The organism is Ruegeria sp. YTSA108 (assembly GCF_059610185.1).
The window spans coordinates 160,348-180,196 of record NZ_JBXWND010000007.1 but is presented as its reverse complement, the minus strand read 5'-3'; the positions used below and the strand labels follow the sequence as shown (position 1 = coordinate 180,196).

25 protein-coding genes are annotated in these 19,849 nt (G+C 56.1%); 8 read left to right on the top strand and 17 right to left on the bottom strand.

The features are described from left to right. Positions 1-185 precede the first annotated feature (185 nt). Together AC2FHW_RS12275 and AC2FHW_RS12270 are read right to left on the bottom strand one after the other, a co-directional pair. Positions 186-1,208 carry a hypothetical protein gene (locus tag AC2FHW_RS12275; protein ID WP_271951478.1) on the bottom strand — a complete coding sequence of 341 codons (1,023 nt, stop codon included), beginning with the start codon at positions 1,206-1,208 and terminating at the stop codon, positions 186-188. A gap of 94 nt (positions 1,209-1,302) precedes the next feature. Further along, positions 1,303-2,874: a phosphate ABC transporter substrate-binding/OmpA family protein gene (locus tag AC2FHW_RS12270; RefSeq protein WP_142639120.1), complete on the bottom strand. Its 1,572-nt coding sequence runs from the start codon at positions 2,872-2,874 to the stop codon at positions 1,303-1,305. A gap of 944 nt (positions 2,875-3,818) precedes the next feature. Between AC2FHW_RS12270 and AC2FHW_RS12265 the strand changes: the two genes are divergently transcribed. The 4 genes from AC2FHW_RS12265 (at position 3,819) to AC2FHW_RS12250 (ending at position 5,847) form a co-directional block, all read left to right on the top strand. Beyond that, the gene (locus tag AC2FHW_RS12265) at positions 3,819-4,268 is read left to right on the top strand and encodes a hypothetical protein (RefSeq protein ID WP_271951474.1); all 450 of its coding nucleotides are present in this window, start codon (positions 3,819-3,821) and stop codon (positions 4,266-4,268) included. 3 nt (positions 4,269-4,271) lie between these two features. After that, positions 4,272-4,490, top strand: coding sequence for a helix-turn-helix transcriptional regulator (locus AC2FHW_RS12260; protein ID WP_142639124.1), 219 nt, complete (start codon positions 4,272-4,274; stop codon positions 4,488-4,490). Positions 4,491-4,527: 37 nt separating this feature from the next. Then, positions 4,528-5,151: a class I SAM-dependent methyltransferase gene (locus AC2FHW_RS12255; protein WP_282022222.1), complete on the top strand. Its 624-nt coding sequence runs from the start codon at positions 4,528-4,530 to the stop codon at positions 5,149-5,151. Positions 5,152-5,223: 72 nt separating this feature from the next. Further along, on the top strand, positions 5,224-5,847 hold the full coding sequence (locus tag AC2FHW_RS12250; protein ID WP_496702918.1) for a putative glycolipid-binding domain-containing protein: 624 nt from the start codon (positions 5,224-5,226) through the stop codon (positions 5,845-5,847). Between the two features lie 99 nt (positions 5,848-5,946). On the opposite strand, the gene AC2FHW_RS12245 is transcribed toward AC2FHW_RS12250, so the two are convergent. Next, positions 5,947-6,756: a division plane positioning ATPase MipZ gene (locus tag AC2FHW_RS12245; protein WP_142639130.1), complete on the bottom strand. Its 810-nt coding sequence runs from the start codon at positions 6,754-6,756 to the stop codon at positions 5,947-5,949. A gap of 211 nt (positions 6,757-6,967) precedes the next feature. Between AC2FHW_RS12245 and AC2FHW_RS12240 the strand changes: the two genes are divergently transcribed. Both AC2FHW_RS12240 and AC2FHW_RS12235 read left to right on the top strand, forming a co-directional pair. After that, entirely contained in the window at positions 6,968-7,855 is an 888-nt protein-coding gene (locus AC2FHW_RS12240; protein ID WP_271951468.1) for an AEC family transporter, read from the top strand. A 79-nt stretch (positions 7,856-7,934) separates the two neighbouring features. Then, a complete protein-coding gene (locus AC2FHW_RS12235) occupies positions 7,935-9,521 on the top strand; it encodes an MFS transporter (RefSeq protein WP_496752440.1) in 1,587 nt (528 codons plus the stop codon). Positions 9,522-9,627: 106 nt separating this feature from the next. Here the strand turns inward: AC2FHW_RS12235 and rpmE are convergent, their stop codons facing one another. Together rpmE and rplS are read right to left on the bottom strand one after the other, a co-directional pair. Beyond that, positions 9,628-9,849 (bottom strand): 50S ribosomal protein L31, encoded by a 222-nt coding sequence (gene rpmE / locus AC2FHW_RS12230; RefSeq protein ID WP_142639136.1) that lies wholly within the window; start codon positions 9,847-9,849, stop codon positions 9,628-9,630. 11 nt (positions 9,850-9,860) lie between these two features. After that, the gene (gene rplS, locus AC2FHW_RS12225) at positions 9,861-10,244 is read right to left on the bottom strand and encodes a 50S ribosomal protein L19 (RefSeq protein ID WP_142639138.1); all 384 of its coding nucleotides are present in this window, start codon (positions 10,242-10,244) and stop codon (positions 9,861-9,863) included. Positions 10,245-10,625: 381 nt separating this feature from the next. Here rplS and AC2FHW_RS12220 point away from each other — a divergent pair, with 381 nt between their 5' ends. Further along, positions 10,626-11,429, top strand: coding sequence for a glycoside hydrolase family 25 protein (locus AC2FHW_RS12220; protein WP_496821981.1), 804 nt, complete (start codon positions 10,626-10,628; stop codon positions 11,427-11,429). A gap of 133 nt (positions 11,430-11,562) precedes the next feature. Here AC2FHW_RS12220 and trmD read toward each other — a convergent pair whose 3' ends face one another. The 11 genes from trmD to AC2FHW_RS12165 all read right to left on the bottom strand — a co-directional run bounded on the left by trmD (position 11,563) and on the right by AC2FHW_RS12165 (position 18,456). Beyond that, positions 11,563-12,372 (bottom strand): tRNA (guanosine(37)-N1)-methyltransferase TrmD, encoded by an 810-nt coding sequence (trmD, locus tag AC2FHW_RS12215; protein WP_271951461.1) that lies wholly within the window; start codon positions 12,370-12,372, stop codon positions 11,563-11,565. After that, entirely contained in the window at positions 12,369-13,184 is an 816-nt protein-coding gene (locus AC2FHW_RS12210; protein ID WP_496678727.1) for a hypothetical protein, read from the bottom strand. Before AC2FHW_RS12210 ends, trmD begins: the two co-directional genes overlap by 4 nt. Then, the gene (gene rimM / locus AC2FHW_RS12205; protein WP_496678729.1) at positions 13,184-13,687 is read right to left on the bottom strand and encodes a ribosome maturation factor RimM; all 504 of its coding nucleotides are present in this window, start codon (positions 13,685-13,687) and stop codon (positions 13,184-13,186) included. The genes AC2FHW_RS12210 and rimM overlap by 1 nt, the downstream gene beginning before the upstream one ends. Continuing rightward, positions 13,680-13,829 (bottom strand): hypothetical protein, encoded by a 150-nt coding sequence (locus AC2FHW_RS12200; RefSeq protein ID WP_185956731.1) that lies wholly within the window; start codon positions 13,827-13,829, stop codon positions 13,680-13,682. The genes rimM and AC2FHW_RS12200 overlap by 8 nt, the downstream gene beginning before the upstream one ends. Positions 13,830-13,833: 4 nt before the next feature. After that, positions 13,834-14,469, bottom strand: coding sequence for a 5,6-dimethylbenzimidazole synthase (bluB, locus tag AC2FHW_RS12195; protein ID WP_271951454.1), 636 nt, complete (start codon positions 14,467-14,469; stop codon positions 13,834-13,836). Positions 14,470-14,481: 12 nt separating this feature from the next. Continuing rightward, a complete protein-coding gene (gene rpsP / locus AC2FHW_RS12190) occupies positions 14,482-14,871 on the bottom strand; it encodes a 30S ribosomal protein S16 (protein WP_142639148.1) in 390 nt (129 codons plus the stop codon). A gap of 42 nt (positions 14,872-14,913) precedes the next feature. Continuing rightward, positions 14,914-15,210, bottom strand: a complete 297-nt coding sequence (locus AC2FHW_RS12185; RefSeq protein ID WP_142639150.1) for a chorismate mutase — start codon at positions 15,208-15,210, stop codon at positions 14,914-14,916. Next, positions 15,207-15,758: a GNAT family N-acetyltransferase gene (locus tag AC2FHW_RS12180; protein WP_142639152.1), complete on the bottom strand. Its 552-nt coding sequence runs from the start codon at positions 15,756-15,758 to the stop codon at positions 15,207-15,209. Before AC2FHW_RS12180 ends, AC2FHW_RS12185 begins: the two co-directional genes overlap by 4 nt. Beyond that, positions 15,755-16,309, bottom strand: a complete 555-nt coding sequence (locus tag AC2FHW_RS12175) for a GNAT family N-acetyltransferase (RefSeq protein WP_142639154.1) — start codon at positions 16,307-16,309, stop codon at positions 15,755-15,757. Before AC2FHW_RS12175 ends, AC2FHW_RS12180 begins: the two co-directional genes overlap by 4 nt. Continuing rightward, positions 16,310-17,806 (bottom strand): signal recognition particle protein, encoded by a 1,497-nt coding sequence (gene ffh / locus AC2FHW_RS12170; protein WP_271951450.1) that lies wholly within the window; start codon positions 17,804-17,806, stop codon positions 16,310-16,312. It lies immediately after the preceding gene. 161 nt (positions 17,807-17,967) lie between these two features. After that, complete coding sequence (locus tag AC2FHW_RS12165) at positions 17,968-18,456, bottom strand: hypothetical protein (protein WP_496821979.1); 489 nt, start codon at positions 18,454-18,456, stop codon at positions 17,968-17,970. Positions 18,457-18,574: 118 nt separating this feature from the next. On the opposite strand from AC2FHW_RS12165, the gene AC2FHW_RS12160 reads away from it, so the two are divergent. Beyond that, the gene (locus AC2FHW_RS12160; RefSeq protein ID WP_142639160.1) at positions 18,575-19,105 is read left to right on the top strand and encodes a prolyl-tRNA synthetase associated domain-containing protein; all 531 of its coding nucleotides are present in this window, start codon (positions 18,575-18,577) and stop codon (positions 19,103-19,105) included. Here the strand turns inward: AC2FHW_RS12160 and AC2FHW_RS12155 are convergent, their stop codons facing one another. After that, entirely contained in the window at positions 19,106-19,846 is a 741-nt protein-coding gene (locus AC2FHW_RS12155) for an aspartate/glutamate racemase family protein (protein ID WP_496821991.1), read from the bottom strand. It abuts the gene before it with no gap. Positions 19,847-19,849: the final 3 nt, after the last annotated feature.

The window sequence follows — 19,849 nt, the reverse complement described above, 5'->3', positions numbered from 1 at the left end:
GTTTCGTGATTTCCAGTATGCACACTGTTCGATCCAAGTTGGTCAGCGTAGGAAGTCAGTACATACAAACGTTTTACTTTTGCTTTATCGGAACCGGAACCATTGAACGGTTAAGCTATTTTGCAAAGGTTCACGACGCCTTCAAACATGTGATAATCTCAATCAAACCTTGTTTTAGCTATATGTTAGATCTTGGCTTTCAGATTAGCGGCAATGCAAGACGATCGAATGCCACGAGAGTAGTGGCGGCGCATGTTGTTTACCAACTGCGCGAAGATTTCGACCGAACGATTAGAATTCATGAATGTAGCCTGGTCAATTGACCCCTCAACTGGGGTGCGGATGGACATCAGCGTCTTGTAGCCACCTATGATTTCCAGAGCCTGAACCACGCAATCGTAGTCTACTGTTTCACCTTCGCATGAGTCGCAGTAGCGTTTTACGATGTTCAAGTATTTATCGGTTTCACTGATGCGAGAAATGCTTTCGTTCAAGCGAACCAAATCGACACTTTCAGGCAAGTCCGAGCCCCGGCCCAGCATCACTGTCGTGAACTGGTTGGCTTCGTCGGAAAAATGCTGATTGAGGTTCAACAGCCGTGCCAGTCGTTTGAGACCCAACAACCCCGAAACACGTTTGGGATTGGATTCTTCCACAAAGGCCCGCATCGTGATCGCCTTGTTTTCCCGCGCCATATAAGCTTCGATCCACTTGAGAAAACCGGCTTCGGACAGGCCGTAGTTTTCTGAAGGCATGGAATTGATCAGATCAAAGCGGCCGTTATTCAGTGTATTCCACAATACATACTCGGCGCCTTCAATCTCACCATGAGTTTGCAGTGCTATCGCATTGCTGATTGGCTGACGACCAACCCGATATCCAAAGATGGCCTCGCCGTGTTTTTGTAGGGCAGGATTGCTCAGAGCAAGCAACCAGTTTACGGTTCCCTTATCGGGATCCGGTGCACGAAGAAGCTGGTCTCGTGCCTGATGATTGATCAAGTAATCGGAAAATCCTCCAGGTACAGTATCGCGATCGATCTGACCAAGGATCATTTGCGCCGATGTGTTCCCCTGACTGGCCGCTTCCGACAAACCTTGCAGGCCTACGGCCTCGCTACCATTGAGCCAGCTGTCTACTGCGGATTTGTATGGGTCTTCCTGCGCGACAGCCGCCCCTGACAATTGCAGTAGGAAAACATTGGCCAATACTGCGAGCATTCTCATACGACGTTACTCCATTGAATTATCGTCTTGGTCACTGACCGTTGTATTCCCGTTCCGAAGCTGAGTTGGCGCTTCGCTACTGGGATGTGGTGACAACGTCTCGCAACCAGACTTCCACTCGGCGGTTGATACGGCGACCATTCTCAGTGTCGTTGCAACTTAGCGGCGAGATCTCACCATAACCCAGAGTTCGGATGGTTAACCCGTCCAGGCTGTTGGTAGGCGCTGCTTGTAGCAACGCATTGCTAACTTGTTTGGCACGCTGCTGACTGAGTGACCGGTTGGATCCGCCAGCACCGACAGAGTCTGTGTATCCGATCAAAAGAAGTTCTTTGTTTGTGGTTTCTTCCTTGGCAAGCAACGAAGCAAGGCGCCTTATGTCGTCCTGTGCCCGCGTATCCAGGCGAGAGGATCCGAATGCAAACCGAAAGGTTATAGAACTACGGTCGGCACCCGACAGCTCAGCCGACATTTCCTGCAACTGTTTCAGAGTAACCTCTGCATCGGTTGGCATAACTGCGCCAAGATAGCGTAGTCCCTGCTCATTGGGGCCTTGCAGGGATTCCCCAAGTGACACAAAGCCCGAAGCATCAATTGTCTCTTGCGCCTTTTCGCTTTCGAGGAATTGCATGAAGCGGTTCAACTGTGCTGGCGCAGTTTTGCCGGTATATGCATACAAGCGTCGGCTAAGCGGGTATTCTTCTGTCTTGATGGTGAAAGGTGTCGCTGGAACCTGAATTCCACAAACACCGCGAATTGCAAGAACCTTGGCCTCATCAGCACTTGCGAGGCTGGTAATTCCGATGCCAAGCGGATCAGAAGCAACTGCTGCAACCAATTCCGTGTCTGTTTCGAAAAAGCTTGTATCGCTCGCGTATGTTGCGCCCACGGGGTTCATGATCAGGTCATTGAAAACCAACGCAGTTCCGCTTTCAGGCACTCGCATGTAAAGCTGGATCGGGGCATCGGGCCCACCAATCTGGCTCCAGTTGGAAATGGCTCCGGAAAATATTCGCGCTAGATCCTGTTCGGCGACTGCCCGCAGTTGGTTACTTTGCGATGTAATAACAACTAGACCGTCCAGCGCAAAAATTTTCTCGTTTTCACTCGAGGTGATATCCCCGAGTCCAGCCTGCGATGCGCTTGCCAGCTCGTCGGGTTGAGCCGGGCGTGTGGTCACTGCCAGTGCTGAGTTTCCATCGACCAGTTGTTTGATCCCGTCTGCGGAGTCACCACCCATCAAGGAGACTTCGGCCAAAAACTCGCCTAGTTCGTTGCGGAGCAGTAGCTTATCAACACCTTCTTCCTCAGAGCGCAAAGCAGTGCCGCCAATCTCCTCACCGAATTGCGTCGTAAGATCGGCGAATAAGACATCGACCAGGCGAGAAGAACCTGAAATGCCATATTCGACTGGACCTTCGTTCCGACTGGGGCAGGCTTCGCCAATGCATTCAACTTTGAAAGCGTCAACCGTGATTGTACCAACCACCGTTCGGAGTTCGTAATTGGCGCCATCAAAATCTATTAGCTCTCCGGTCAGAGTCATTCCGCCGTCTAAACTGTTCAACTGAACAGTTTCAGCGTTTGCCATGGTCGCGACGGACAACATCAACGCACCAGAGGTAGTTTTCAGGACCCGATTTAACATTTTCCTAACCTCAAACTTCTGATTATTGATTCTCATTTTACTCAAGGTTGTTTCGCAAAAACTGATACAACCTTCATAATTTCTTAATGACGTAGCGGTACCCGGGAAGTTTAGTCAAGGCTGCAGCGGGGATACATAAAATTGCCTTGCTTCCCCCCACTTATGGACACGTTTGAGGCAGATTCTGACCACAGTTGGCGCTCTTTCTTAGCTTGTATCCGAAGCTGACGCGATTCAACGTCGAATTGAGTCGTGATTTTAGGGGCTCAGGTTTTCCCTGAGATTTCCCAGAACGAACCTCATACCTTTCTTGCCACGCATTCGCAGCCTTTGACCCAGGTGATTCTTAACTATTTCGAGCACTCGAACGGTTCTGTTACAAAGTTCTGAACCTGCCGAGCGGTTTCAGCAATCGCTCGTGAGTTAGGCCGCGAGCTCGGCGAACTGCCGAAACGGACAGAATCCGGGTGTGAATTGCCCCTTGCGGATTATGTGAGGGACTTTGATATCGTCCAAAGTTGCCGCTGCTGAAGCGAAGGGGTTGTGCCGCAAACTTTAAATGACGCGTACGGCACATGTGTGGGTTCAAGCCATTTAGATCAGCTTCAGCCACACTGGATGGCATTGAGGTAGTCAACATGATCCGGAAGAAACAATTCTCTAGTAATACAACCTCTGGCTTTCGGATGTTTGCTGAGATCGCAGGATAACTGGGTCTAGCATAACGCTGGTTCTAGTCTTCGAAAAGTTGGCGACGCAACCTTTGGGCCAGTCGCAAACGCGCAGCACTCCAGTTGAAGGGTAGATGCCCATCATCGAGCATAAGCTGCAACTACGCTTCGATATTGAAGTATAATATTTTTGACATTGAGTATAATATTTCATACAAGATGTAAATAATAATCGACTCACTAGAAGTGATTTGTCCAGAAGGGATTTCAGAAATGACCTACCAAGATCGCAATACGGTCGTCTCGATCTTCGTGAACCTCGCCGTTAGTGCATTTGTTGTTTCACGGCTTCTGGATATGAATGCCTCTGGATTGTTTGATGGCCCAGACGCTGTAAACAACTGGGCCCGCATGGTGATCTGGCTGATCCCCTTGGGCGTCGTGGCCACCATCATCGGCACCATACTGTTCAACATTGGGTTTGCGATTGTTACTCACGAACCCAAACCCAGCTTCGTCGTTGATGAACGTGACAAGATGTTCGAGCGCCGTGGCAGCTACGCCATCATTATCTTCGCGGGTGCGGGTTTTGTCTCAGCTGTCGTCGCCATGGCTCTCAACGCATCAGCGCTCACCGGCTTCAACATCATCTATTTCGGAATGGCTTTCGGATCCCTGTCAGCAGATATTGTCAAATTTGCTAGCTATCGGCGGGGGTATTGATCCATGGGCAAGCTCAGGATCACCAACAACATTAGACGTCTACGCTTTGACGCAGATGAAATGACGCAAAAAGAACTCGCCGAAAAGGTTGGAGTCACCCGACAAACCATCGTTGCCATTGAAAACGCCAAGTATTCGCCAACGCTCGAACTGGCGATCTTGATTTCTCGTGTATTCGACAAGCCCCTCGAAAAAGTCTTCGACATCCAAGACGCCAGCTAAATCATCGCGTCTGCTGCACCCTACCATAGGAATAGATATGTTCATCAAACCCACCCGGTTCTGGAATCTGATGGCGAGATCCTATGCCCGCCGTCCGGTCCAAAACCAAGCCGCGTATGAATACAAACTGGACATCACTGCAAGACACCTGTCCCCCCAAGATCGTGTCCTGGAATTTGGTTGTGGCACAGGTACGACGGCGCTCATTCACGCCCCAAAAGTCGCCCATATCGACGCCATCGACTATTCATCCGAAATGATCTCAATCGCCCGGGAAAAAGCCGACGCGCAGGGCAGCAAGAACATCAACTTTGAAGTCAGCGCGTTCGAGTGCTGGCCTATTCCGGCGAAGGGTCAACATTATGATGCCGTACTGGCTATGTCGATCCTGCACTTGGTACTGGATCTTGACGCGACACTGGATCGTGTTCGCAGTTCCTTGAAGGAAGGTGGCCTGTTCTTCAGCTCGACGGTCTGCCTGGAAGGTCTCGAGAAGTTCGTCATACCAGCTCTCGGGACCATCGGCCTATTGCCCAAGATCCGCGTCCTGACGCAAGAAATCCTTGTAGAGCGTATGCAAGCTCATGGGTTCGAAATTGAACAAAAGTGGCGTCCCGAAACGGGTTCGACTGCTTTCATCATCGCAAGGAACAGCGGTTAGCTCGTTCGACTTCTGACAACACTGACCCAGCCGTTCATGCACGCCGCCGAGAACGGTTGGAGAGAGCCCTGATTGACCTATGCTGAAACACGCATGAATGTCCGCTATGGGGCAAGCAAAGCAATAGCGATGGTTGAGGCGATGATGCGAAGTACAATGTGGCGACGGATTGATGTCGTGGGCACAGAAGCCTGTTCGGTTAACCGTAACGGAACGTCTCGCGTAATCTCGGGCATGGCTGTCTACGTAGTTGAAAATTCTCCTGTCAGAATAGCTTATTCCGTGACCTGTAATGACGAATGGGAGTGTAGCGCCGCCACCGTACAGCGTTGGATTGGGGCAGATAGGGTTGATCTTGTTTTAGTGAAGCAAGACGATGGTACATGGACCTCGAATGACAAAGTTGTGGATGCTGTTGATGAATTGCTCGACATCGATCTTGGGTTTACACCGGCCACGAACACGAGTGCGATCAAGCGACTCCAGCTAGGGATTGGAGATCAGGCAGAGTTCACTGCTGTTTGGTTGGATGATGAAACCTGGACATTCAAACCGCTGAAGCAACGATATGAGCGGCTGAACGAGAATACCTATAGGTACACTTCGATCAATAGTGGATACGAAGCAAATTTGACTGTCGATGGATTTGGTTTCGTTCGAGTTTACCCTGAGTATTGGAAAGCAGTGATAGCTTAGGCCCAACAAGGGCTCTGAAGCTAAAACGATTGCCAGAAACGGACTTTCGTTTTTCCAGGTGAGCGGCAGTATAGTCCGTCTACCCGTCGTAAAAAGCCTCTAAAAATCGATCTCAACACCCGGCAGGTTCAGCTCTTTCATCATGTCGCGCAATTCCTGACGTGCTGCGATGTTCGAAATGTTCAGCTGTTTGATCCCGATATCCTTGAGGTCCAATAGGGTCAGCCCGCGCGGGAACAGCTCACGGAAAATAACGCGTTCGGAAAAGCCCGAAGCAACCCGGAAGCCGATCCGCTGCGACAGCATCTCGATCGCGCGCTGCATCTTTTCCTTGTTGACCATGCGTTGGGTACCGACGCGGTTGCGCACAACGACCCAGTCGATGGGCTTCAGGCCGGCTTGCGCGCGCAGCTGGCGTGCGTTCCAGACCATCTCGGAATAGACCGACGGACCCAGAATTTTCTCACCCTTTGAATCGATGCGTGCCAGCAGGTCAAAATCGATAAAACTGTCGTTCAGCGGAGTGATCAGCGTATCAGCCAGCGAATGCGCCACCTGGCTGAGACGGGTATGAGAGCCGGGGCAGTCGATCAGGATGAAATCGCTATCGCTTTCCAGCTCGGACACAGCTGCTGACAGGCGGTGGTCATAGATGTTCTCGCCGGGTTTCAGCGTGCTTGCATCAATCTCGGGCAGGTCATGGTGGCGGGGGCTGGGAAGGGTCAGGTCCGCGCTTTTCAGAAAGCTATTCCGGTTCTCGAAATACCGTCCCAAGCTGCGTTGCCGCAGGTCCAGATCCAGGGTGCTGACCTTGTGACCCAGGCGGGCGAGTGCGGTGGCCACATGCATCGACACAGTCGATTTGCCCGCGCCGCCCTTCTCGTTCCCAACTACGATAATATGTGCCATGCCTGTATTCCCAAGTCTCGCCGTGTTTGCGTACACGTTGTTGCAGGCCACTATATGTTGTGGAAAGCGGGAAGGGAAGAACCCGAAACAAGGTAGGGCTGCATAAAAAGCCCCTGTTGCGGAAATCTCAGCCTGCCCATAGGCCGCTGACTTGCGAAAGCCGGGACTATGTTTCAATCTCCAGGCTTAAGGACTGTGAGAAAGACATGGCTTGGAGCATCTGTTTCTGAACGTACTGAATGTGGTGCTGCCGGTGCTGATCTGTGCCGGGGCTGGGTATGTACTGGCGTTGACCAAAACGCCCTTTGACAACAAGGTCATTGGCGCGATCGTTTCGCGGGTTGGATATCCCACACTGATCATCTCGCATCTGTCGGCCACAAAGATCGCTGTTGGAACGTTTCTGGACGTGATGGCCGCTGCGGTGTTGGCGATTGCCGGGTTTGGTGTTCTGGGATTTGCGGCGCTGAAGGTTATGCGCCTGCCGGCGCGGGCCTTTCTGACGCCTCTGATGCATGGGAATGTGGGCAATATCGGATTGCCAATCACCTTGCTTGCGTTAGGCGATGCGGGGATGGCCTATACGATGGCATTTGTAGTGGTCGTTCTTGTCAGCATCTTCACAGTAGGGATGTGGATACCAGCCAAAGAGTTTTCGCCCAGAAAGCTCGCCACCTCGCCGATCATATATGCGGTGGTCCTATCGCTGGTGCTGATGGCCAGCGGCTATAGCCTGCCTCAGCCTGTTGCGAAGTCATTCGATATCCTGGGTGGGCTTTCCATCCCGCTGATGCTGCTGACATTGGGCCACACATTGGCCAGCCTTCGGGTCAACCGCCTTGGGCGTGCGGTGATGCTGACCGCTTTGCACCTGGTGATGGCAGTTGCAATCGCCAGCGGGTTGGTCTGGGCCTTCGGCTTTACAGGCGCTGAGCGCGGCGCGGTGATCCTGTGCTGTTTGATGCCGTCTTCGGTGGCGACCTATTTGTTCATAGATCAGCATGTGCCGGAATATGGCCCCGATGTTGCCGGGTTCATACTGGTTTCGACGCTGACAACGATCATCGCTTTGCCGCTGGCACTGTCATACTGGATCTAAAGCTAGGCGGCTTGCACATTCCTGTTAAACTATCGTTGTGACGATCCAAAACCGCCACCCGTATTTAAGGACGTATTTGATGTTAAAAGCGAATTCATCTGATACTGGCGCACGCGTTGTATTGGTCATGACGGCGATTTGCATGGTTGTTGTTGGCTTCAATTCCACGGCGGTTGCGACCATCCTGCCTGATCTTAAGAATGAGTTCGATCTGTCGCCTTCGGACCTGCAATGGGTCATGGCCATCTATACCGTGGTCAGTGCCACGTTGGTGACGATTATCAGTCGGCTGGGTGATATCACGGGCAAGCTGGGCGTGTTTCTGGTTGGCATGATCGTTTTTGCCATAGGCTCTGCCTCGGCCTTGTTCGCGCAGGACGGGGCGATGATGCTGTTTGGCCGTGGGGCGCAGGGGGCAGGGGCCGCAGCGCTGTTTGGCACGTCGTTGCCCTTGTTGACGGCAGCGACCCCGGAGGAAAAACGCGCCAGCGTTACCGGAGCATGGGGCGCCATCGTCGGACTGTCGATCGGGATCGGCCCTATCCTTGGCGGCGCATTCGCCCATTACATCAGTTGGAGAGCCGTATTCGCCACCGATCTGATCCTGCTGACCACCGCGTTTATCATTGGCTTGACCGTGAGAAAACGGAACTATGTACCGAACACGCGACTGGCCGGTGCCCGGTTCGATTATCTCGGCGCTGTGGCTCTTGTGCTGTTTCTGGGGCCGCTGTCATTTGCCCTGAGCAATGGGGAAAGTGGAGGATGGCAGGCACCGTTGACGCTGGTGCCGTTGGGTGTGGCCATGCTGGCCATGGTCGGCCTTGTGCTGGCTTCGCGCCGCAGTGAAGATCCGTTGGTCGAGCTGCGCTATTTCCTTCATCCGCGCTATTTCATGGCGGCAGCGGGGATGTTCCTTACCGGCTTTATGCTGTTTGGTTTTTTCGTCTACTTCAACACATTCGTCCAATCGCCTGATACATTCGGATACACGTCTGTCGGGGCTGGGCTTGCGATTATGCCGTTGAGCCTAAGCATGTTCGCGATCTCGGTCATCGCGCCCCGATTTCTTGCGCCCTACAGCTTTCAATGGCCTGTTGTGATCGGGCTGGGCGCAATGGCCGCTGGGTTTTTGTTGCTGACCACGATTACAGTTCCCACTCAATATGCGCAGATCTGGTGGAAGTTGATGATCGTCGGCATTGGTCTTGGTATCTGTTTCTCGCTGCTACCGCGTCTTGGGTTGCGGCTTTTGCCTGATGAGCATGTGGGGCAAGGCTCAGGTGTAATCAATGCCTGCCTCTATTTCGGGGCTACGTTGGGGGCTGTGGTCTGCGGGCTTGCCGAAGCCATCACCTCTCGTCGGGGTCTTACCGAAGTGATCGACGCGTTACCGGCCGGCTCGGCCCCCCGCGATGATCTGGCTCATGCGCTGACCCACGGAACGCCCAGTCAAATCCAGCAACTGATCGCCGGCATGGATCCGACGTCGGGAAGTGCTCTGTCAAAGGCTTTGCGCGACCTGCAGGACAACGCTTTTGACAGCGCCATGATGGTGACGGCGATTGCGGCGCTGATCGGCGTGACGCTGGGGTTGATGTTGCTGCGCGGCCCTGTGCCCCCGGTGCACAGCGCGGCGGATCTGACACGCGCGACGAAACCCTGAGGGATTGATCCTGACCCGTTTCTTGTCAGGGCGGTGTCAGAGGTTTCGGGTAAAACGAAAAAGGCCGCCCAGAAGGGCGGCCTTTCGCATTCGAAACGGGTCAGGCTTAGAAGCCCAGACCTTCGTATTTCTTTTTGAACTTCGACACACGGCCACCGGCGTCCATCAGACGCGCGCCGCCACCGGTCCATGCGGGGTGCACGGAGGGGTCGATTTCCAGAGCCAGCTGATCGCCTTCGGAGCCCCAGGTGGATTTCATCTGAACTATGGTGCCATCGGTCATTTTGACGTCGATGACGTGATAATCGGGATGGATGTCTTTTTTCATCTTTCCGTTCCTTACGCTTCGGCGCCAGCTTTGGGCTTGTAGTTGGTGACCTCTGCGATACGTGCGGATTTACCGCGACGAGTGCGCAGATAATACAGTTTGGCGCGACGAACGCGGCCACGGCGGACAACGGTGATGCTGTCGATATTGGTTGAATACAGCGGGAACACACGCTCCACGCCTTCACCAAAGGAAATCTTACGCACGGTGAACGCACCGGCGATGGTGTTGCCACCTTTACGGGCGATGCAGACGCCTTCGTAGTTCTGAACACGGGTGCGCGACCCTTCGGTCACTTTAAAGCCGACACGAATGGTGTCACCGGCTTTGAAATCAGGGATGTCTTTCCCCAGGGCGGCAATCTGTTCCGCCTCAAGCTGTGCGATCAGGTCCATCGCAGGTTCTCCTATCTGCTCGTGGTTGGTCCACGAAGTTTGGGCACGGCCTGAGAGCTCTTGGTCTTCACCGGGTCCTGCGTACAGCCCGCCAGAGGTCAGATCGAATGTTCACTTGGTCTCTGGCCTGCCCGCCGCGCCGTGGCTGAAGAAAGCCGGGCGTCACGACATGATGCAAACCAAAACACCGGAGTCGCGAAGTTGCGGCACCGGATTGCGGTCATTTACGGGCATCGGGGGCAGGGATCAAGCCTAAATCGCCATGCAAGGCGGGGAAAACGGTGGGTTTCCGCCGCACGCAAACAGAACCATTGCCTTGCGGGGCTGATCAGGCAAACTGGACGTAATTATAAGAGCAGTCATTTGATACAGGATTAGATCATGCGCACCGCATTGATGCTCGCCGTCATGGCCTTTGCGACCCTGTCCTGCGGTCGCAGCAGCCCGCCGCCGCAACTGGTCGAGGCCCAGTCGTTTCCAGATGCTACGCCGCCCTCTGTGATCTTCCCAGCCTTTGCAGATGCAGACCCCCACGAATGGGAAGGGAGACATCCGGGGCATTACCCGGTGCACGGGCTGGACGTATCGCGCTGGCAAGGAGCGATAGACTGGCGCACCGCCAAGCAGTCCGGCGTTAGTTTCGTCTTTATCAAAGCGACCGAAGGGGGCGATGTCGCCGACCCCATGTTTGCCAGCCATCGGCAAGGTGCGCAGGCTGCGGGCGTGCCGTGGGGGGCATATCATTACTACTATTTCTGCCGGTCGGCGCGGGAACAGGCCCGCTGGTTCATCCAGAACGTACCCAAGGGATCGGATCTGCCACATGTGCTGGACATGGAGTGGACCCCGCATTCTAAGACCTGCACCTTGCGCCCCGATGGTGCGACGGTCCGGGCCGAGGCTCAACAGTTCCTGGATATCCTCGAACGCCACTATGGGCGCCGTCCGATCGTCTATACGACGGTGGATTTCTATGGTGATACGAATATCGGGCGGCTGCCCAAGACTGAGTTCTGGTTGCGTTCGGTCGCCGGTCATCCGCGAAATGTGTATCCCAAAGCGGTGTGGCGGCTCTGGCAATACACCGGCACCGGGCTGGTGCCCGGTGTTCAGGGGAGGGTTGATATCAATGTCTTCAACGGGCCACCGGAAATCTGGGCGCACTGGAAATCTGGTAGCCCTTAGACTTTGGGCACCCCATAGGTTTCGATGGTGTCGCCCACGACGAAGTGATCAAGCCTGCATTCGCGCTTTTCCCCCCCGAATAATTCTGCAACCGGGACCGCTCAGCTGCGGGGCTCATGTCACACGGGGGATGTCAGTCAGACGTCTCTTCCCGTTCACTCAGATAGGCCTCCCACAGATCGGGTCGCCGTTCGCGGGTGATCTGTTCGGACATATCGTGACGCCATTCGGCGATGCGACCATGATGGCCTGACATCAAAATCTCGGGGATTGGGCGGCCTTTCCATTCGGCCGGGCGGGTGTACTGGGGGTGCTCCAGCAGGCCCGACGAAAAACTCTCTTCTTCGGCCGAGGCCTGATTGCCCAGAACGCCGGGGATCAGACGCACCGTGGCGTCGATCAGCGCTTGCGCGGCAATCTCGCCTCCGGTCATCACGAAATCCCCCAGCGAGACCTCTTGGACGCCGTAATGCTCCAGCACCCGTTCATCAACACCTTCAAACCGCCCACATAGCAGGGTCATGCCATCACAGCGCGCGAGGTTCTGCATCATGCGCTGGTCCATGCGGCGACCGCGCGGGCTAAGGTAGATCAGAGGCCAGTTTCCTTGCGCCTCGGTCATCGTGTGCTCGATTGCTTCGCCCAATACATCAGAGCGCAACACCATCCCCGCTCCGCCCCCGGCCGGGGTGTCGTCCACATTGCGATGCTTGCCGACACCGAACTGACGCAGGTCAACGGTTTCCAGCTGCCACAACCCTTCTTGCAGGGCTTTTCCAGTCAGGCTTTCGCCAAGAACTCCGGGAAAGGCCGACGGAAACAAGGTGATGATCTTGGCCTTCCACACCCCATGCAAATCGGGCGTGGGCGTAAGCAGTTCGCGCGGTTTCAGCGTAGGACGGATCGCCTTGCGACCATGAGATTTCGGGGACGTATCAGTCATGATGTACCAATCAGGTCTGTCTGCGCGCGTTCAATCACGGCAGTCTTTTGCGCAACCAGAGCCGCTTCGTCCAGGCGCGAACGGTTCAGTTCCAGCAACTCGGACAGGACGTCTTCGGGGAGCCGGGTATTGACCTGAGTCGGAGGCACCAGAAGGTTGGCCTTGTCACGCGACAGGTCCATAAATTCGGCAAAGGGGTCGCCAGGTCCAAGCCGTCGCAGTTGCAAATCTTCCAGCCATTCAGTCGTAACAGAGACGGAAGGCAGCTTTTCCTTGATGCGGCTGACGGTGTCTTGCAGCGGGGGCAGGTGGTCCAGGTTGTCGCGAAAGGTTTCAAAGTCAAAAACCTGTCGCATCCGTTCCAGATCATGTGCCCACAGGCTGCGCAACCAGCCTCCGCGCTGGCGCAGAGACAGGTATATCGTGATCTCAACTTCTTGCCCTGAAAATCGCTGGCGAATTGAATCCACCAGACAGGCAGCCAGATCGGAGGCCGCAGCATAGCCTTGGTCGATATTGCGGCTGGGCCTTAGGCCGGCGAAGTTTTCTTCGCTCAGGATCAGTCCCCGCTTGTCGCCGAAATCCAGGCTGTCCAGAAATTCGCGCAGCTGACTGCCAAACTCGGAGAGGGTTCCCACTGTTCCATAGACGGAATGGTTGGTGGCCGCGCGGGACAGGCCGGAATTGCGGGTGCGATACGGTAGGACCAGCGCAAAATGCGGCCAAATCAGCTCGCGATTTTCATAGAGGAAGGATTGCGCTGCTGTTGTGCCAGTTTTGTGCAGGCCCAGATGCAGCAGGACCCGACGCATCAGATCAGCCCTTCGGGCGGGTCGGCGACGATGCGGCCCTGTTCCAGATCAACTGTTGGAACCGACTCGAGTGTGAACGGTAGCAAAATAGTGGAATTCAGGCCCGGCCCGTGCAATTCCAACAGGTCCGCCGCACCGTGGTTCTGGACAGATTTAACCTGACCCAGCAACGCGCCCCCTGTGTCATAGACCGCAAGCCCGATTAGATCTGTGTGGTAGAACTCGTCATCAGGAAGCGAAGGCAACTGATCGCGCCGCGCAAACAGGCGCAGCCCCTTCAGGTCATCTGCCTGTTCCTTGGTTTCAACTCCGCCCAATCTGGCGGCAAAGCCATTCTTGATCGGACGAGTCAGGACCAGCGGATAGCGTTCCGCGCCCTGTTCATCCGTCAGCGGCGAATAGGCTTCGATATCCTCAGGGATCGCGCAATAGCTTTTCAGGCGCACTTCGCCGCGCACCCCGTATGAGCCCGCAACACTTCCTACGCAGATCAGGTCATTCATTTGGTCCATCCACCGTCACACATAGCCCGTCTTGCCATAACCCGCGTGCCTCACACGCTTCGCGCTGGTTCGAGCGTTCGAAAAACACGCCCACAATAAAGGCGATCATCAACAGGATAGGAAGCCGTAATAGTCCGAACATACGTCTATCGTACCTCCACAAGCAGGTTGTCGTCGCGGAATTCCCAGCCAGATTGCTGCAACTCGGGGGTTTCCGAGTGCTCTTCTGGCCATCCGACACAGAAGTAACCGATCAACCGCCAGCTATCCGACACATTCAGATCACGCGCCATTCGTTCGGGGTCCAGAATAGACACCCATCCCAACCCCATCCCTTCGGTCCGCAAGGCAAGCCAGAACAGGGTGACTGCCGAGACCACGGAATAGCGCCGCATCTCGGGCATCGAACCTGCACCCAAACCGCGCCCCTTGTCGGTGGAATCGTCGCAGAACACGGCCAGCTGCACCGGTGCTTCCTGCATTCCCGTCAGTTTCAGCTGACTGTAGAGCCGCGCATTGTCGCCCGAGTATCCCTTTAGGGCCTGGGCATTCGCCGCCTGAAAGTTCTTAAGCGCAGCCTCACGCGCGGCGGTACTTTCGACTCGGACCACACGCCAAGGCTCGCTGAGCCCAACAGACGGCGCCAGTCGAAATGCGTCGAGGCAGCGCGTCAGCACTGCCTCGTCCACAGCATCGTCGCGAAACCGGCGCACATCGCGCCGGAGCCGCAACAACAGATCGAACTGCGCGCGAAAATCGTCGGTAAAGGTCTGATCCCGCACGCGCCGCCCTGCTTACTCTTCTGCTGCTGCTTCTTCAGCAGGCGCAGCAGCAGCTTCGGCAGCTTCAGCGGCCTTTGCAGCTTTTTCTTCCGCGCGCTCCTGAGCTTTCTTGCCCGGGGTACCCTTGTTGGGGTTGCTACGCTCAGCTTTTTCCTTGGCGCCGGCTGCTTCCAGCATGCGGGCGATCCGGTCGGTGGGCTGGGCGCCCTGGTCCAGCCAGTACTGGATGCGCTCCATGTCCATTTTAACGCGCTCTTCGTTGTCTTTCGGCAGCAGCGGGTTGTAGGTGCCCAGCTTTTCGATGAAACGGCCGTCGCGCGGCATGCGGCTGTCGGCAGCCACGATGCGGTAGAAGGGACGCTTTTTCGAGCCGCCGCGGGCGAGACGAATTTTCATTGCCATGGTGGTATCTCCTTTAGATGGCGTGTGCCGGGAACGGCCCGGTCAATTCTGGTGTTTCTTATGGTGTCGGATGACTTCCTGAATGATGAAATTCAGAAAAGCCTTGGCGAAATCGGGGTCAAGATCGGCCTCTTTCGCCAGGTCTTCTAACCGTGCGATCTGCGCAGCTTCGCGCGTGGGATCGGACGGGGGAAGGTCGTGTGCCGCTTTCAGTTTGCCAACGGCTTGTGTGTGCTTGAACCGCTCGCCCAGTGTGTAAACCAGAATCGCGTCCAAGCGATCGATGCTTTCGCGGTGGTCCTTGAGCAACGCGGCAGCCTGAGTCACGGGATTGGTCATTGGCCGGTCCTTTCGGTGGTCAAAGCAGGTTCGGATAAATCGAGCGTGGGATGGCGCCAGACCTGGCAGGGCTTGCCCATCACTTCGCCTTCGCGCTCGAAGCTGGCCCCCATACGCTCGGCCAAGGCACGAGAGCGCGTGTTTTCATGCGCGATATAGCTGATGACGCCATTCAAACCCTGTTGGCGCGCAGCATAGTCGCGAGCTGCAAGGGCTGCCTCGAAAGCCAGACCTTTGCCTTCCGCCCCGTCCATCAGGGTCCAGCCGAGTTCGGGTTCGTCCCAGCCAGGTACATCAATGATGCCAACCGCGCCAACAAAGCGACCGCTGGAATTCTCGGTCAGATGCCAAAGGCCGTAGCCTTTCAGCGCCCAGTGACCCAGACGCGTTGCCAGAGAGCTCCAGCTGCCCACCTGATCCCGCGGACCGCCAACCATATGGCTGCGCTCGGATGCATAGAAGGCAGTCAACTCAGGCAAGTCATCCGCATGCGGGGCCCGCAGAACAAGGCGTTCAGTTTCGATGATCGGGATGGAGAACGTCGTCATGCGTATGCCTCCACTCCACCGTTCTCAAGGTCTGATGGAGCCGGATGCCGCCAAACCTGCATCTCGCCATAGGCCGGGTGTTTATAGATGCTGTCAAACCGCGCACCCAATCGATCGGCCACGGCTCTGCTCGCCAGATTGTCGGGGTCGATCAGAGAAATAGCAGTATCCCAGCCCAGTACGTCATAGGCATATGTCCGTGCTGCGAGCGCCGCCTCGGTCGCGTATCCTTTGCCTGTTGCGCTGCTCATCAGTGTCCAGCCGATTTCCGGCTCAGGCCAGCTATGCGGAAACCACAGCCCTACATGGCCGATGTATTTGCCGGCGCCTTTTTCCTCTACCGCCCAATACCCATAGCCGCGAAGGGTCCAGTGACCCAGCAGTAGGGCAAGTGTCCGCCATGTCTCATCCGCACGTTTGGGACCGCCGACGAATTTCGATGCGTCGCTGGCAAAGAATGCTTCCAGCGCGCTGAAATCGTCCTCGCACGGGGCGCGCAGGATCAGGCGTTCGGTTTCAAGCCGGGGGATATGAGGTGCAGCGGCGGTCATTTACTTCTTTTTGCCAAATCCGCTGAGGCCCGGAGGCAGGGCCATGCCTCCGCCCATTCCGGGCATCTTGCCACCCATCGCTTTGGCCGCCTGCTCCAGCGCCTTGGGGTCCATGCCTGCCGCCATGTCTTCTGGCGAGGGGCCGCCTTTACCAAACATGCCCTTCATGGCCTGTTTCAGCATCTTGCCTTTGCCCATCTTGCCCATCTTCTTCATCATGTCCGACATCTGCCGGTGCATCTTGAGCAGCTTGTTGAGGTCGCTGACCTCCATACCCGAACCCGCCGCGATACGTTTCTTGCGGCTGGCTTGCAGCAGTTGCGGGTTGGCGCGTTCACGCTTGGTCATGGATTGGATCAAGGCGATCTGGCGCTTGAGCACCTTGTCATCCATGCCCGATTCTTCGACCTGTTTGGCCATCTTGCCCATGCCGGGCATCATGCCCATCATGCCTTGCATGCCGCCCATCTGGATCATCTGTTCCAGCTGCATCTTCAGGTCGTTCATGTTGAACTGACCTTTGACCATACGCTTCATCATGCGCTCGGTCTGTTCGATCTCCATCGTTTCCTGGGCCTTTTCGACCAGGGCAACGATGTCGCCCATTCCCAGAATACGTCCTGCAATCCGGTCCGGCTCGAACGTCTCAAGCGCGTCCATCTTTTCGCCCAAGCCCACAAAGCGGATCGGTTTGCCGGTGACCGCGCGCATCGACAACGCCGCGCCACCGCGCCCGTCACCATCCATCCGGGTCAGAACCACGCCCGAGATACCGACCTTGGCTTCAAATTCCTCGGCGACCTCAACGGCGACCTGACCGGTCAGACCGTCGACGACCAGCAGGGTTTCGCGCGGGTCGACCGCGTTGCGAACCTGCTCGACCTCGTTCATCAGCACTTCGTCGATGTGCAGACGGCCCGCGGTATCGAGCATATAGACGTCATAACCACCCAGCGTCGCTTGCTGCTTGGCGCGTTTGGCGATGTCGACGGGCTTCTGGCCGGGAACAATCGGCAGCGTATCGACGCCGACCTGCGTGCCCAGAACGGCCAGCTGATCCATCGCCGCCGGGCGATAAACATCCAGCGAGGCCATCAGGACCTTCTTGCCCTCTTTCTCTTTCAGGCGTTTGGCCAGCTTACCGGTGGTTGTCGTCTTACCCGAACCCTGCAAACCGACCATCAGGATCGGGGCAGGCGGGTTGTCGATCTTGAGCGCACCGGGGTCTTGCTCACCGCGCAGCACGTCAACCAGCGTGTCATGCACGATCTTGACGACCTGCTGGCCGGGGGTGATCGACTTGGTCACCGCTTGTCCGGTGGCTTGGTCCTGCACCTTCTTTACGAATTCCCGCGCGACCGGCAGCGAGACGTCAGCCTCAAGCAAGGCAACCCGTACTTCGCGCAGGGCGGTCTTGACGTCCTCTTCAGACAGCGCACCCTGTTTGGTCAGCCGGTCAAAGACGCCAGAGAGGCGTTCGGATAGATTTTCAAACATGCCTGCGGCCTCCTTAGCCGGTTATCTGGTGGCGCTTCTCAGATAAGAAACACCGGTTAAATACACAATTGCCCCCACGGGCGAAACTCGCTGGTGGGGGGCGATCCCTGAACGACTCAAGGGACCGGAAGATCTGAGGCTTCCGGATGTTGCGGTGGGATTTAAGCTGAACGGCTAGCGGTGTCAACCTTGTGCGCGGGAAGCCAGTTATTGACCGCATCAACCAGCCGATGCGCACCACGACCGTTCGAGAACGCTTCGACGATAGGATGACGTCCCGCGCTCATCCCCTTGTCCAATATTAGCACAGGGCGATAGAGGGTGGATGACCCCTTGTCGCTTCTAGATATCGTGCTTTCGATCTCCGCATGGGATAGGTTTGAAAGCACATGCTCGACAGTATCATAGCCAAAAACCGACTGCCTGCGGATCATTATGCGGTCTTCCTTTCGGTCCAGGATGACCTGAACACGACGGACAAAGGCGCAGAATGCTCCAAAGCCCATTCCACCGCCGAACAGTGCAAAGAAGATGCCGAACAAGATGCCCTCACCGCCTTCGCTGGCCAAGAACAGGCCTGCGCCGACAAATGCCAGAATGAAGAAGACCAGCATGATGCCGATAAACCAAGGGGTATCGGAAAGGATCAACTGGTTAGAGGAATTGCGCGTCACTTTCATGGCGGCACGCTAGCACCCGTTTTGCGGTTTGTCTCGGCTTGAAATCGTGCCCGTGTTGGGCGATGAGCGAGGCAGACAGGAGGTTCCCATGGACGCATCATCCGCTTTTCAAGACACATTGCCGCTCAGTTCCGATGGGCTGTTGGCGCAGCTGGATGCGTGGGGCCTGACCTATAGGCTGCATACCCACATCCCGCTGCGCACGGTTGAGGATGCGAAAGGCGTCGAAGATCAGTTTCTTGTGCCGGGTGAGCGTACCCTGCGCCTCAAGAACCTCTATCTGCGCGATAAGAAAAAGCGGAACTATCTGGTGACGCTGGAACAGAGCCGCGACATCGACCTCAAGGCGCTGGGCGCCGAGCTGGGTGTCGGCAGCCTGTCCTTTGGCTCGGCGGATCGGCTGTTGCAAAACCTCGGCATCCGCCCTGGGGCTGTCAGCCCGCTGGCGATGATCAACGGGGTGCAGAATGATGTACGCTTTTACATGGATGCTGCCGCACAACAGGCCGATGTGATCAACATGCATCCCTTGGTCAACGACCGCACAGTTGCCATATCGCGCGCTGATTTGATGGCCTTCTTCGATCGGATTACATGCGCGGTGAACTGGCTGCCCTGATCAGGGCACTAACGCCTCCTCCAGGGCCGCGGCCACATGTGCAGCGGACGGGTTGATGAACAGATGCCCGTCAGCCTCGAACACAGGGTCGTCCAGATGATCGGGAAAGGCCAGCGGCAGTTCCGTACAGGCCAGAAGGATTGCGGTTCCGTGTTCGGCATGCCGGTTACAAAAGGCCAGCAGGCGCACACGGGCGCTTTCTGACGCGCCGCCGTAGAAATCACCGTCGATCATCGCTTGCATCTTTGCAATTTCGCCTTCGGGCAGGCGGGCGTTTGCGCTGATGCCAATCTCGCCCAGTTTGTTGGCATAGTGCGTCGCCTGCATCGTTACCGTGGTGCCCAGAACCAGCGCGCGCGTGGCCTCTGTCGAGGCCGTAACCTCGGCGGTTGCATCGAAGATGCTGAGAATGGGCATCGTAACGCCCTGTCGGATTGCATGCAGCCGCGCGTGGGGTGTGTTCGAGGCGATAATCCCAAAGTCACAGCCAGCGGCTTCAAGAGTTAACAAAGCTTCCCGAAATACAGCATCAAATCCGGTCCAACTGGCCTCATCGCCCGCGACGCCGCGTAGGGCGCGGGTTTTAGCCTGGGTCACGGACTCGATGGTCATGGGTGGGATGGGCAGAGGGGATCCATGTCCGCGCTGGGCGAAAAACCGCCCCGCGCCTTCGGCAATCGCCCGGTAATAATCAACGGTCGAGGCCCAGCCCACGCCGCCCAGAATGCCGATCTTTTTCATTGC